This is a genomic window from Roseicyclus sp. (assembly GCF_965662675.1).
Classification (GTDB): domain Bacteria; phylum Pseudomonadota; class Alphaproteobacteria; order Rhodobacterales; family Rhodobacteraceae; genus Roseicyclus.
Window position 1 is genome coordinate 1 of record NZ_CBFIIK010000074.1, and the last position, 13,826, is coordinate 13,826.

A 13,826-nucleotide genomic window follows, 5' to 3' on the forward strand; every position below is an offset into this window, starting at 1 on the left:
TGGCCTTGTGGCATTCGGTACAGCGGGCATGGCAAGATCGCGGGACTGCGCGCCGCGCGTTGGGCTTAACGCTCGACATCACCTTAGTCGTCGCAGCACTTACGATCGCGGCAACCTATCTGATCGAGAACGAGGCCGTTTGTCTTATCGACCTAATCACCGGCGAGCGGGCGGCCTTTATCGAGCGGGCACTTTTGGCCGAACGTGATGTTGCGATTGCCTTGGGCTTGCCGCCGCCGAGCAGTATTGATGATCCGCGTTGTTTTGCGACCACGGGTCCATGGATCACCCTTATCGTCGGCATCGCGGTGGTGGTGTTTCTTGCTTATAATGCGCAGGTCTGGGGATTGTCGCTGGTCTTGGTATCCATCGCGCTGGCGGCTTATGCAATTTTGACCGTTGCGCTGTGGTATGTGTTCGGCTCGGACGGGATGAACCGCTACTTCATCACCGCCTTGGGTGGCGAACCGCGAAACCTGGCTGATGGGCGCTACCGGGTGCAGGATCTTTTGGTCAATCAAGGCTCGGGCCTGTTGGGGCAATTCTTGCACATCATGCTCAACACGGTTTTTCCTTATATTGTCCTGGGCGCGTTATTGTCCGTATCTGCGGGCGGACGGACCTTGATCAAGCTTGCCGTCGTCTCGACCCGCAAGCTGCGAGGCGGCGCGGCACATGCTGCGATCGTTGCCTCTGCCATGTTCGGCACCACGACCGGCACCCCCGTTGTCAATGTGCTTGGGACCGGAACAATCACGATCCCGATGATGATCAGCCGTGGATTTTCCCGTAACTATGCCGCCGGGGTCGAGGCCGCGGCCTCCTCGGGCGGGCAGATCATGCCGCCCATCATGGGCATCGCGGCCTTCGTCTTGGCGGCGATGACTGGCGTGCCATACCGCGAGGTGGCTATCGCCGCGACGCTGCCGGCGGCGGCCTATTTCATCTGCATGTTCTTGTCGGTGATGTTCCAATCACGCAAACAAGGCATCGAAGCGGTGGGCGATGTGCCGCCCGAGCTACGCCTGACGCGGCATGACGGGATATTGCTCAGTCAGATTTTCGTACCGCTGTCGTTGATCATCATCTTGCTGCTTGTGCCCAAAGACGCGATCGGTTGCGATCCGTTAAGCCGTTTTTTGGGTGCTGTCACCGTCGTCACGCCCGGTGGATCGTGCCGCGCACAAGACCTGCCGTGGATTATGCAATTGATCCAGAATTCGTTGGGTGACGCAGGCAGCGTTGGTTGGTGGGCTGCGGTCGTGTTGATGGCGATGCTGTTTATCGATCCGGCCTTTCGTCGCGCGCCGGGCAAGCTTGTCGATGCGCTAGCAACAGCGGGGATCACGTCGGCCGGTCTTTACTTGATGTTTCTTGCCGTCTCGGTGATCGATATCAGCCTAAATCTAACGGCCGTGCCGAGTTTTATCGCGCTCGATATCCTCGGATGGTTGCGCGCGCTTGATCTTGGCAATGGGGCACCTTTGGTGTTCCAATTCGTGGCACTTGGCGTGACGATGGTCTTGGCGATCTTGTTGGGCATGGGAATGCCCGCAGTCCCGGCATATGTGAACGCGGCGCTGTTGATGGGGCCGCTTTTGGTGGGATTGGGCATGGCGCATTTCACGGCGCATATGTTCATCTTCTATTTTGCCTGTGTAAGTGCGATCACACCGCCGGTTGCGGTGGCTTCCTACGCGGCATCCACAATCGCGAAATCCGATCCGCTTGCGACTTCGTTTTCGGCTGTGCGCACCGGGATTGTGATGTTCGTCATTCCCTTTGTCTTTGCCTTTAATCCCGAGATCTTGCTGATTTCCGCCGCTGTGTTGAACCCTGACGCGGTCAATGGCGGCGCGCAATATCTGCCCGGATATGATGGCACTGTGCATATCGCAGGGTTGATCTGGCTTTTGGCGCGGCTTGGTTTGGCGCTTTACCTGTTGTCCAGCGCTTTGGCCAAGTTCGACCTTGCCCGGCTCTCCATGGCCGAGGTGATCACGCGGCTTTTCATCGCAATGTTGGTTCTGTCCGGTGAGGTTGTCGTGCAAATGGCCGCTATCGGTTTGAGCATTTTCATGCTGGCGCGCCATTACCTGATCAAACGTCGCCTTGACCTTAGCCGCGCGAGCTAAGGTCAGGAGCAGAAGGTATAAAGCCACGAAAATAGCGTGCAGAAACTTAGTATCGAGCAGGGCGCAAAGGGCTATGGCGTTAGTCGATCATCGTCGGTGACCACCTAACGCAGAACCCACACCGCGCTCGTCATGTGATCCCGTGTCTTGGAGGCAGATGTTGGGTCAGCGATGGGCAACCTCATCCTGTTGAACTGCATGCCCGTGCGGTGCGACTTGTCGCGCAAAAAGCAGGACGCATACCAAGCGGCGCTGCGGCCGTGCGTTTCGATCAAGTTCGTGAACGACATAGCGCGGCTCCAGCGCGAGACCGGCGCGCGCGGAAACCTTAAGGTAATCCCGGGTGCGCCAAACTAACCGGTGTAAAGGGCTGGGTGGAGCGCCGGATCGCGGCCCGATCCTGCGCCTATTCGGTCACGAATTTGGCTGTGGACGCGCTTGGCGCTGTGGTGAGGCCAAAGGTTTGGGCTGGTAAGGCATGCGCCATGGTGCGCGTACGCCGTTAGGTTGTTCGTGTCATAGAAGATCAAGCCAGACCAAAGCGGCCACGGCCAGACCCAGCAAAGCCAGCGTTTCAACCACGACAATCGCCAAATGCCCACCGCCCACCGCGGTCAGCGCCTTGAGCGATGTCTTGACCCCAAGTGCCGCAATGGCCGTGATCAGGCAGCCGCGCGAGAACAGGTCCAGTTGCGCCACCAAGGCCTGTGGCAGCTCAACCGCGCTGCCGAGCGCGACGAGCGCGAGGAAAAGCATCATGAACCACGGCACGAGCGGGATCTTGCTCCCCTGTGCGCCATGGCCTGTGGCTCGTAGCACAAGCACGATCGCGATCAAAACCAAGGGCAACATCGCCACGCGGTAAAGCTTGGTTAGGGTCGCAATCTCGCCCGCCGCCTCCGAGACCGAAAAGCCCGCCCCGACCACTTGGGCCACATCATGGATCGTGGCGCCGATCAAGAAGCCCTTTTGCAGCTCGGTGAAGCCAAGAAGCTGGAACAGCAGCGGATAGGCCACCATCGCGATGGTCGACAGCGCTGTGACGGCCATCACCGTGAACAAGGTGTTGCGCTCGGATTTCTCATTGGGCGGGATAACGGCCGCAATCGCCAGCGCGGCGGAGGCGCCGCAAATCGCGACCGCGCCCCCAGTCAGCAGCGCAAAGCGCCATTGCCGACCAAAGAGCGGCGCGGCCACAAAGCCCGTGGCGATGGTCAGCGCGATCAATCCCGTCAGGAGCGCAGCACCAGACCAACCGATCTGGGCCAGATCCGCCAAGACGATGCGGATGCCCAACAGCCCCACGCCCAGCCGCAAGATGAATTTTGCAGCAAAATCGATGCCGTCGCGACACGGGCCATCCGCGTGCAGAAAGTTGAAGGCCATGCCCAGCAACAGTGCGAACAACATGACCGGCGCGCCATAATGCGCGCCCAAAAAGGCCGCCGCCGCCGCGATGGTGGCCGCGAGCATGACCCCCGGTAGCAGCGGCGCCCCCCAAGCGCGCAGACGGACTAGCGGTGGCATGATGGATTGCACCGGCACAACGGGGGGGAGGGCGCAAAACGCGGCATCGTGGAGCTATTCCCTGGTTTGGGGCAGTTGCGGGTTCACGCGGTGATGATCCGCCCCGTCGCATCCAGCGTCACCGCCTGACCGGTCCGGGCCGATTGCTGGGCCGCAAGCCCCATCTGAACGGCCCAAAGCCCATCGGGCAATCCGACCTCCACTGGGCCCTTGTCGCGCACGGCCTTTGCGAAAAGATCATGCTGGTAAAAGGTCGACCCGTTGTGATCGCCCGCCTCCAACAAGGTGGGGTCGACCGGCACTTCGATCAGATGCGGCCCCTTGGGGTTGCGTGGGCTGACGATCAGTTGCGGCACGGGTGCGGCGCCCAGATGCGCGGGCCAGAACCGCCCCGGCCCCGGCACAAGACATTCGATGCGCGCATCGGGTCCGACGGCGGTGATTTCTTCTTGGTAGCGCGCGCCTTCTGCGAACATGCACAGCTCCAGCATGGCCCGCGCGCCGCGGGCGAAATCGACGATCACGTAGGCATTGTCCCAGATGTCAGAGGGCTGGCCCTCATAGCGTTCGTCGCGGTGGTTCACATCCTGCCCGCCCGAGGCCATGATCCGCACCGGGTTGTCTTGCAAGATCAGGCGCATCAGGTCGAAGAAATGGCAGCATTTCTCGACCAGCGTGCCGCCTGTTTTCGCGTTGAAGCGGTTCCAGTCGCCGACCTTTTCCAGAAAGGGAAAACGGTGTTCGCGGATGGTCAGCATCTTGATCCCGCCGGTCACGGTCTGCGCCTGTTCGATCAAGGCGGCCACGGGCGGCATGTAGCGATATTCCATCGCGACCCAGATCGGCGCGGGGTAATCCAGCGCGCCCAGCGCGTCGAAATCGGCCGGGTCGGTAAAGACCGGCTTTTCCACCAAAAGCGGCAGGGGTCGGGTGGCCGCGATTTGCTGGATTTGCGGCACATGAAGGTAATTGGGGCTGGCGATCAACAGCGCATCCAGACCCGGATGGGCCAATAGCGCCTCGACCGAAGGCAAGAAGTGCGCTTCGGGGGCCAGCTCGGTGGCGCGAGCGCGCATCGTGGCATCGGGCTCGAAAATCGCCACGACGGTTGCGCCTTTGACCAGTGCCAGATTGCGCAGATGTTCTTGCCCCATCATGCCGCAACCGATGATGCCGTATCGTATCTGTTCCAACTGCGTGTCCCTACTTCAATCTGACGGTGTAACGGACCCGGTCTGGATCATACCAGGTCCAAGAGGCTTCGACGGGGGCATCCTCATGGCCGTGGCTGACCCGCGTGATCATTGGCAAGGCCGTGCCGGGGGCATGAGGAAATTCGGCCGGGGCCCAATCGGGCAGGGGGCCTTGCCCCACCCGGTCTTCGGCCCGAGCGATGCGCAGGTTCAGGTTCCGCGCGTAAAAGTAATAGAGCGACTCCGATAGCTCATCGGCCGACAGCCGTTCGGCATGGCTGGCATCGAGCCAGATTTCCTCGACCGCGGCTACGGTGCCCGACAAGAACCGTAATCGGCGGATACGGTGGCCGTGGGTATGGGGACCGAAATCGGGCAATTCCGGCGCCTTGGGCAAGCGGTCGACCGACAGTACGCGCGCCTGCGGCAGGCCGCCCCCCTCGACCAGTTCCAGCCGCAAAAACGCATAGACCGATCCGGTATCGGCCTTGGCCCGGATGTAATTGCCCGAGCCTTGCACCCGTTCCAACAGCCCCTTGTCCTGAAGTGCTGCCAATGCCTTGCGCAAGGTTCCGACCGCGATGCCGAAACTTTCGGCCATGTCGCGTTCCGGGGCCAGCCTTTCGCCATCGACAAGCCGCCCCGCCGCAATGTCGCGGATGATCAATTCGGTGATCTGCATATGCAGGGGCAATGCGCCGAGTTTCGCCATGGCCCCTTCCCTCGGACAGCCGGATGGTAAAATTGATACACTATTGATTTACAAAATTCCGGGTGCTACGCAATTGGAAAATCGACCGGGGGGAAGAAGAATCCGATGAGCATCGTGCCAGTCACATCAGCTGATCTGGATGGGGCAGAGGTGAGCTGGTTTGCAGCGCTGTGTTCCGATGATTATCAGTTTCTAGGCGTGCCCGAGGGGCATTTGCGCTCCAGCTGGGAGCATTGTTCCAGCATCGTGCAAACCGCCGAGCGCAACGGGTTTCGCAACATCTTGTGCCCCTCGAGCTACCAGGTCGGGCAAGACACGCTGTCTTTCGTGGCGGGCTGCGCGCCGATCACGGACCGCATCAATTTCTTGGCCGCCATCCGCTGTGGCGAGATGCAGCCGGTTATGCTGGCGCGCACGGTGGCCACGCTCGATCACATGCTTAAGGGGCGGCTGACGCTGAACGTGATTTCCAGCGATTTTCCCGGCGAAGTGGCCGACAGCGCGTTTCGCTACAAGCGCAGCCACGAGGTCGTGGAGATTTTGCGCCAAGCTTGGACACGGGACGAGATCGAATATGACGGCGATATCTACAAGATCAGCAAGCTGACCGCCGATCCCGCCCGCCCTTATCAGCAAAATGGTGGCCCGCTGTTATATTTCGGCGGCTATTCCCCCGATGCGCTGGAGCTGTGCGGCGCGCAATGCGATGTCTACCTGATGTGGCCTGAGCCGATGGAGATGCTGGCGCAGCGCATGCGCGATGTGCATGCCCGCGCCGCCGCCCATGGCCGCACGTTGGATTACGGCCTCAGGGTCCACATGATCGTGCGCGACACCGAGGCCGAGGCCCGCGAATATGCCGATCACATCGCCAGCAAGCTGGATGATGAATATGGCAAGCTGATCCGCGACCGGGCGCATGACAGCATCAGCCTTGGCGTGGCGCATCAGGCGCGCGCGCGCGAATTGGCGGACAAGTTCGGCTATGTCGAACCGGGTCTTTGGACCGGGATCGGGCGCGCGCGGTCGGGCTGTGGCGCGGCGCTGGTCGGATCGGTCGACCAAGTGCTGAGCAAGATCGAGGCCTACCGCAAGATGGGCATCCGCGCCTTTATCTTTTCGGGCTATCCGCATCATGACGAGGCCGCGATCTTCGGCGCCAAGGTCATGCCGCATCTGAACACCGTCTCGCTACCGCATGCCTATGGGCGCGTGCCCGCAAAGACACCTGCAACACCTCTTGGAAATGGACTTCGCCGCTGATGGACCGCTTTGAATTGACCCCCGATCTGTCACTGTCGCGGCTTGTCTATGGCATGTGGCGCCTGGGCGATGACACTGACACCAGCCCCGCTCATGTGCAGGCCAAGGTCGAGGCATGCTTGGCCCAGGGCATAACCACCATGGATCAGGCCGATATCTATGGCGGTTACACCGCCGAGGCGATCCTTGGTGCGGCGTTGCGCGCGGCACCGGGGTTGCGCGACCGGATCGAGATCGTGACGAAATGCGATATCGTGGCTCCGGTGGGCCGTCATGCGGGCGCGCGGGTTAAATATTACGACACCAGCGCCGCGCATATCACCGCGTCTGTTGATGCCAGCTTGCGCGACATGGCGACCGATCGGATCGACCTGTTGCTGATCCACCGCCCCGATCCACTGATCGACCCCGATGAAACGGGCGCGGCGCTGGATGGGCTGGTGGCTTCGGGCAAGGTGCGGGCCGTGGGCGTGTCGAATTTCCGCCCTTGGGACACCGATCTTTTGCAGTCGCGGATGGATGCGCCCATCACCTGCAACCAGATCGAGCTGAGCCTGATGGCGCATGAGGCGCTGGTGAACGGCGATCTGGCGCATCTGCATCAGCACAGGATCGCGCCGATGGCCTGGAGCCCGCTTGCCGGTGGCGCGCTGGCCGATGCGGGCGCGCTGCGCGCGAAGCTTGATGCGCTGGGGGCTGCGGCGGGCACCGATTGGAGCGCGGTCGCCATCGCGTGGCTCTTGCATCATCCGGCGGGGATCTTGCCGGTTCTGGGCACCAACAACCTTGATCGCATTGCCCGGATTTCCGACGCGCTACGTGTGCCGATGGATCGCCAGACATGGTATGAGCTTTACACGCTGGCCTTGGGCCGAGAGGTCGCATGATGGCGGATGGCAGCCAGATGAGAACGGTGGATTTCGTGCCCGGCCTGGCTACTGAGCGCGCGTTTCGCGATGCCTTGGGATGTTTTGCGACCGGCGTCACCTTGGTCACGATCGAAAGCGACGAGGGGCCGATGGGCTTTGCCGCAAACAGCTTCGCGGCCGTGTCGCTTGATCCGGCGCTGGTGCTATGGTCGCCAGCGAAATCATCGCGCCGCTTTGTCCACTATATCGCCGCCAGCCATTACGCGATCCATGTTTTGCCAGAGGATGCGCGGGATCTGCTTGTACGCTTTGGTCGCGAAGGTCCGGGCTTTGATGGGCTGGACTTCAGCCGCAATGCCGACGGGGTGCCGCTATTGGAGCAGGCCGTAGCGCGGTTCGAATGTCGCAAACACGCCACTCATGACGGTGGCGATCATGCGATCATCGTGGGCGAAGTCTTGCAGGCCACCTATCGTGAGGGCGCGGCCTTGGTGTTTTGCCAAGGACAATACGGGGGCTTCAGCCCGATGGGCTAGGCCGACCAGCCCTTTGGGAGAGGGGCTTTGAACGGGAGGAAACACGCGGATGCAGGTGCTGATCGCCCTGTCCAGGCTTTTCGCATTGGTCAATGCCAGCGCCCTGACGATGGGCCGTTGGCTGGGGGCGGTTTGCATTCTGTTGATGGTGGTCATCATCCTGACCCAGGTGTTTTTCCGCTATGTCGTCGGTCTGGGCCTTGCCTGGCCCGAGGAAGCATCGCGCTTCCTGATGCTGTGGTCTGCCGGCTTGATGATCGGCAGCGCCTACCGGCGGGGGGGCTTTGTCGCGATCGACCTGTTGGCCGCGCTTTTGCCGCGGCTGTTGCAACATTTTCTGACGTTGGTCTTGTTCGCCTTGGCGATGATCATCTTGTGGAAAGCATGGCAGATCGGTCTGCGCGAGGTGGGTGGGCTGGCCGGGCGGTTCGGCACCGACAGCCTGAATGTGCCGACGAGTTGGGATCTGTCGAGTTGGCGAAAGGTGCCGAAATCCTGGCAGATGGCCTCGATGCTGGTGGGCATTGGCGCGCTGATCATGGTGACGTTGGAATTGATCTTGCGCGAGGTGATCGCGCTATTGGGGCGGGCGGACGCGCTGCCGCCCATTTCCGATCAAGTCGTGTTGGGGTCAGAATGACATGCTGAGTTTTTTCCTGCCGGTCTTTCTGATTTTTCTTTTCCTCGGCTTGCCGGTGTTTTTTGCGCTTTTGGCGGCGCCGGGCGTTTTGCTTTGGGCGGCGGGGATGGAGCGCGACATCACGCTTTTGTACCGCAACGTTTATACCGGGATGGACAGTTTCCCACTGATGGCGATCCCGTTTTTCATGCTTGCTGGCGAACTGATGAACCGTGGTGGCATCACCTTGCGGCTGGTCGAATTTTCGCAAGCCTTGGTTGGCCATTTCCGCGGCGGTCTGGCGCATGTGAATGTGATGTCCTCAATGCTGTTTGCGGGCATGTCGGGATCGGCGGTGGCGGATGTGTCGGCGCTGGGCTCCATGTTGATCCCCGCGATGGAAAAGAACGGCTACAAGAAACGCTTCGCCGCCGCGATCACGGCCGCAAGTTCGATCATTGGGCCGATCATTCCGCCGTCGGGCATCATGATCATTTATGCTTATGTCATGGGCGAAAGCGTGGCCGCCTTGTTCTTGGCGGGGATCGTGCCGGGGATCTTGATGGCGGTGGGGCTGATGATTGCGCTGTCGCTGATGGCCGACCGCTATGAGCTGCCCGCCGCCACCCCGCGCGCCCCTTGGTCGGTGCGGGGCAAGGCATCGCTGCGGGCGTTTTGGCCGCTGATGACGCCGGTGATCATCTTGGGCGGTATCTTGGGCGGGGTGATGACGCCCACCGAGGCGGCGGCGGTGGCCGTGGGCTATGCCTTTGTCGTTTCGCTCTTCATCATGCGCACGCTGAAGCTGTCGGATGTGCCGGATGTCTTGATCCGTGCGGGCATCACCTCGGCTTTGGTATTGTTGTTGGTGGGTGCGGCAATGGCCTTCAAGACGGTGGCGGCATTGGCCCGCACGCCCGAACAGATGGCCGGCATCATCTTGTCGCTGTCGGACAATGTGCTGATCTTGCTATTCTTGATCAACCTGCTCTTGTTCGTGGTGGGCATGTTTCTGGATGCGGGTCCAGCCATCATTATCCTTGGCCCGATTCTTGGCCCCATCTTTGTCGAGCTGGGCGTCGATTCCGTTCATTTCGCGATCATCATGGCGGTCAACCTGACGGTGGGGCTTCTGACGCCGCCCATGGGGCTTGTGCTGTTCGTGACCTCATCCGTTTCCGGCCTGAAACTGGAAACGTTGTCCAAGGCGATCTTGCCGTTTCTGGCGGTGCAGATCGCCGTGATCTTTCTGATTACCTACATCCCCGCGCTGACGCTTACGGTTCCGCGTCTGTTCGGGTTTGTCCAATGATCTTCACATATCCAACGGGAGGAAAACCAAGATGTTGAAGACAACCCTGAAGTCCATGCTGCTGGCGACGATGCTGGTGGCACCGGTGACGGCGGCTTTCGCGCAAGATATTACCCTGCGCGCGACCGCCACATCGAATGATCAGGACGAGGATTATGACGGCCTCGTCGTGTTTAAGAACTTTGTCGAAACTGCATCGAATGGCGCAATCGCGGTCGAGCTGTTCGTCGGCACCCAGCTGTGCACGCGCGGCGATGAATGCCTCGCGGGCATCGCGGATGGCTCGATCGACATTTTCGTGTCGACCTCGGGCGGTGCGGCGGGGCTGTTCCCCTATATTCAGGTTCTCGATCTGCCCTATCTGATGAGCGATGACCGCGTGGCCGAGCATGTGCTGTCGAGCGATTTCGTCCGCGAAATGCGCGGCCTGATGCTGGAAGACAGCGACAACCTGATCCGGCTGATGACGGTGGGCAACACCGGTGGCTGGCGCAGCTATGCCAACACCGAGCGCCGTATCGAAACCCCTGCGGATATCGCCGGGTTGCGCATGCGCACCGTACCCGCCGACCTACCCCAGACCTTGGCCACGGCGCTTGGCGCGTCGCCCACCCCGATTGCATGGCCGGAACTGTTCACCTCGCTTCAGACGGGCGTTGTCGAAGGCACGGCCAACGGCATCACCGACATCATGAACATGCGCTTTACCGATGCCGGGCTGAAATACCTGACGCTCGATAATCACAGCTACATGGGCGCGTTCTGGTTCATGAACAATGAACGCTTCCTTGGCATGTCGGATGAACACAAGCGGGTGATCCTGGATGGTTTCGCAGCCCTTCAGCAGGCGACATTCGCCAGCCCCAAGCGCAAGGAAATCGCCGCCTATGAAGCCTTCCGCGCCGCGGGTGGTGAAATCTATGTGCCTACCGATGAGCAAAAGGCGATGTTCATGGAAGCCGCTGCGCCTGCCTTTGACTGGTTCCGCGCCAATGTCCGCCAAGGCCCCGAGGTTTTGGACAGCTTCATGTCCTATGCCGAAGCTGCTGCGGAAGCCATCGAAGCAGAGCGCGCCGCGGATCTGAACTGATCTGTGGCCTAACGGAAAATCTAAAACGCCGCGTTTGTCGCGGCGTTTTTTTTGCGGACAGCTGCGTAAACTTTTGCTGGTTGGCCTTGTATCTCTTGTCCAATTGCTGCGGCCCATTTCTCACACCCATTGCACACACTATTTGCGATGGTAACCAGCTTGCGGGCGACGATGGTGATCATGATCTTGTGCGGCTTTTCCGCATTGCAGAGGCGATCTGCCAAGGTTCTTAGGCTTGAGTTGGGATGTGTCGCGACCAAGGCTGCTCTGAACATTTCATTCCTCAGCGCACTGCGATTACTGCGATCACTGTGATCGCCCGTTTCCGCCATGCGTTCCGCTGTCATGCGCGACCGGCGCCATCAATCAATTCCCGTTGCATCGCTTCAACTGGATGCCGCCTTGCGTGGCAGGTCATGCAGGCGGCCCGCGCATCGGGGTGCGCGGTCGCTTCGTCATGATGGGTTGATGCCGTGCGCTCAGCTCCAGCTGACATCGCCCAGAAAGATGTAGCCTGCCCCATAGATCGTCCTGATCAGGCGCGGGCTCTTGGGGTCTTCGCCCAGCTTGGTCCGCAGCCGCGAAATGCGGACATCCATGGCCCTGTCGAAGCTTTCGCCGGCACCGCCGCCAAGGGATTCTTGCATCTGCTGGCGCGAGATCACGCGTTTGGGGGCTTCGAGGAACAGGCGCAGCACCTCGCCCTCGGCATGGGAAAAGCTGACCTCTCGGCCATCATCCGTGGTCAAAAGGTAGCGGTCGAAATGTGCGGTCCAGCCATTGAAGCGTGCGGTCGCATTCGCCTGTGTCGCCGCTTTTGGCGCGCGGAGCCGGGCGCGGATGCGGGCCACGACCTCGGCGGGGTCGAAGGGTTTGATAATGTAATCATCCGCGCCCAGTTCCAATCCGGTGACACGGTCTTGCACCTGTGCGCGGCCCGAGATGATGATGATCGCGGCCCCGGATTCCAAGGCAAGCCGATGCACCAGCGCAAGCCCGTCGCGGTCTGGCAGACCAAGATCGACAAGGCAGACATCCGGCGTGGTGCGTGCAAGTGCCGCTTCGAATTCCGTGGCCCGCGCAAACGCCGCGGTGCGAAAACCGGCCTCGGTCAAGGTCTCGGACAACAGCGCGCGGATCTGCGGCTCGTCATCAAGGATCGCGATCAGCGCTGCGGTCATGCGGCGGGCTCCTGCGTTAACAATGATCGCAGCGTTTGCGTGCCGATGGGCTTGGCCAACACGGGCCAGCGCGCAGCACCCGCGCAGCGCAGCGGGTCGGTGCTGGGAAGCGAGGTCATTAGTGCTAAGCGCAACATGGGCTGTTTGGCCGCGATCCGTGACAAGAGAGCGACACCATCGCTCGCCCCAAGGCGGATATCGGACAGCACCCAGTCGATGCCGGGAATATCGGCCAGCGCCAGCGCCTCTTCGGCGCTTGCGGCCTCCAAGACCTGATGGCCCAGATCGGTCAGATCGGCGCGGATCGTGGCGCGTATGTCGGGCGTGTCCTCGACCAGCAGCACTAGGCGTGGGCGTGCCTCGGCCTCGGTCGGACGCAGCGGCAGACGCAAGGTCACCACCGCCCCACCCATTGTCCCATTGTCGAGGCGAACATGCCCACCCGCAAGCTGGACAGCATCATAGACCATCGTCAGCCCAAGGCCCGAGCCTGCATCCCCCTTGGAGGTGAAGAACGGATCAAGCCCGTGCGCGAGTGCCGCTTGGGAAAAGCCCGGGCCGCTGTCGCTGACCGTGATGTCGAGCCATGTCTCTTGCACCGACGACAGGCGGATCGCGATCTTGCCTCGCTTGTCACCGCCAATGGCATCACGGGCATTGAGCACAAGATTCAACAAGCTGTCTTGCAGCAAGCCCACATCCAGCATCATGGCGGGAAGCGGCACATCGTTCCTTATGCTCAAGACGATGTCGGGGGGCAGCGTCGCGCGGGCAAGCGGGTCAAGGGCGCTGAGGAAATCGGCCAGCACCGTGGGGGCCTCGCTTGTCTCGCGCGGGCCAGAAATGCGGGCGATCTTGTTCAAGAGGTCACCGCCGCGCCGCGCGGCCGCCCGCGTCGCGCTGGTCAGCTTTTCCGCACCTTGGGGCAGGGCGAGCCGTTCGAGACGACCCTGCAGGCCAAGGATGATGGTCAGAAGGTTGGCGAAGTCATGAGCCAGCCCGCTTGTCAGCTGTGCGGCCAATTCGCGTTTGTGTGTCTGCGCGAGTGCTGCGCGGGCCTGCGCCTCCTCGGTCAGGTCGGTTGATAGCAGGTAAACGCCGCCGATCGGTTCGCCCGGCGCGACCTTGTCGGGGGTAAAGGCGGTGCGAATGCGCCGACCGGTTTCGCTTTCGGTGAATTCCAGAACGCTGGCCTCGCCGATCAGGGCGCGCGCCAGATATGGCCGCAACCGCATCGCCGTGTTCTCACCCAAGGCCTGTTCGAAGCTGAGCCCGACGATATCGTTCTGGCGTCCGGGCAAGAGCGACGACAGGCGCCGGTTGGTATAGGTGTAGACGCCATCGCGGTCGACGCGGGCGATATGGGCAGGTGTCATCTCGGTGGTTAGG

At 61.3% G+C, this 13,826-nt stretch carries 13 protein-coding genes; 7 read left to right on the forward strand and 6 right to left on the reverse strand.

What is annotated here, in order from left to right; all coding sequences use genetic code 11:
• Window positions 1-2,135 (forward strand): TRAP transporter large permease subunit (locus ACTG4J_RS10975; RefSeq protein ID WP_439139481.1); only part of this gene is annotated, 2,135 nt, incomplete at its 5' end.
• A gap of 516 nt (window positions 2,136-2,651) precedes the next feature.
• Here ACTG4J_RS10975 and ACTG4J_RS10980 read toward each other — a convergent pair.
• The 3 genes from ACTG4J_RS10980 to ACTG4J_RS10990 all read right to left on the reverse strand — a co-directional run bounded on the left by ACTG4J_RS10980 (window position 2,652) and on the right by ACTG4J_RS10990 (window position 5,567).
• A complete protein-coding gene (locus tag ACTG4J_RS10980) occupies window positions 2,652-3,608 on the reverse strand; it encodes a YeiH family protein (RefSeq protein ID WP_439139482.1) in 957 nt (318 codons plus the stop codon).
• Window positions 3,609-3,745: 137 nt separating this feature from the next.
• Window positions 3,746-4,855 carry a Gfo/Idh/MocA family protein gene (locus ACTG4J_RS10985; RefSeq protein WP_439139484.1) on the reverse strand — a complete coding sequence of 370 codons (1,110 nt, stop codon included), beginning with the start codon at window positions 4,853-4,855 and terminating at the stop codon, window positions 3,746-3,748.
• A 10-nt stretch (window positions 4,856-4,865) separates the two neighbouring features.
• A complete protein-coding gene (locus ACTG4J_RS10990; RefSeq protein WP_439139485.1) occupies window positions 4,866-5,567 on the reverse strand; it encodes a GntR family transcriptional regulator in 702 nt (233 codons plus the stop codon).
• 105 nt (window positions 5,568-5,672) lie between these two features.
• On the opposite strand from ACTG4J_RS10990, the gene ACTG4J_RS10995 reads away from it, so the two are divergent.
• The 6 genes from ACTG4J_RS10995 to ACTG4J_RS11020 are packed head-to-tail and all read left to right on the forward strand — an operon-like array spanning window position 5,673 to window position 11,256.
• Window positions 5,673-6,830: an LLM class flavin-dependent oxidoreductase gene (locus tag ACTG4J_RS10995; protein WP_439139486.1), complete on the forward strand. Its 1,158-nt coding sequence runs from the start codon at window positions 5,673-5,675 to the stop codon at window positions 6,828-6,830.
• On the forward strand, window positions 6,830-7,717 hold the full coding sequence (locus ACTG4J_RS11000) for an aldo/keto reductase (RefSeq protein WP_439139487.1): 888 nt from the start codon (window positions 6,830-6,832) through the stop codon (window positions 7,715-7,717). Before ACTG4J_RS10995 ends, ACTG4J_RS11000 begins: the two co-directional genes overlap by 1 nt.
• Window positions 7,714-8,235 carry a flavin reductase family protein gene (locus ACTG4J_RS11005; RefSeq protein WP_439139489.1) on the forward strand — a complete coding sequence of 174 codons (522 nt, stop codon included), beginning with the start codon at window positions 7,714-7,716 and terminating at the stop codon, window positions 8,233-8,235. Before ACTG4J_RS11000 ends, ACTG4J_RS11005 begins: the two co-directional genes overlap by 4 nt.
• A gap of 49 nt (window positions 8,236-8,284) precedes the next feature.
• Window positions 8,285-8,875 (forward strand): TRAP transporter small permease, encoded by a 591-nt coding sequence (locus ACTG4J_RS11010; protein WP_439139490.1) that lies wholly within the window; start codon window positions 8,285-8,287, stop codon window positions 8,873-8,875.
• 1 nt (window position 8,876) lies between these two features.
• Complete coding sequence (locus ACTG4J_RS11015) at window positions 8,877-10,166, forward strand: TRAP transporter large permease (RefSeq protein ID WP_439139492.1); 1,290 nt, start codon at window positions 8,877-8,879, stop codon at window positions 10,164-10,166.
• 31 nt (window positions 10,167-10,197) lie between these two features.
• Complete coding sequence (locus ACTG4J_RS11020) at window positions 10,198-11,256, forward strand: TRAP transporter substrate-binding protein (protein ID WP_439139493.1); 1,059 nt, start codon at window positions 10,198-10,200, stop codon at window positions 11,254-11,256.
• A 20-nt stretch (window positions 11,257-11,276) separates the two neighbouring features.
• On the opposite strand, the gene ACTG4J_RS11025 is transcribed toward ACTG4J_RS11020, so the two are convergent.
• From ACTG4J_RS11025 to ACTG4J_RS11035, 3 genes are all read right to left on the reverse strand, one after another.
• Window positions 11,277-11,603 carry a hypothetical protein gene (locus tag ACTG4J_RS11025; protein ID WP_439139495.1) on the reverse strand — a complete coding sequence of 109 codons (327 nt, stop codon included), beginning with the start codon at window positions 11,601-11,603 and terminating at the stop codon, window positions 11,277-11,279.
• A gap of 132 nt (window positions 11,604-11,735) precedes the next feature.
• A complete protein-coding gene (locus ACTG4J_RS11030; RefSeq protein WP_439139496.1) occupies window positions 11,736-12,437 on the reverse strand; it encodes a response regulator in 702 nt (233 codons plus the stop codon).
• The coding region (locus ACTG4J_RS11035; RefSeq protein WP_439139497.1) for an ATP-binding protein at window positions 12,434-13,826 on the reverse strand (1,393 nt) is incomplete at its 5' end. The genes ACTG4J_RS11035 and ACTG4J_RS11030, both read right to left, overlap by 4 nt.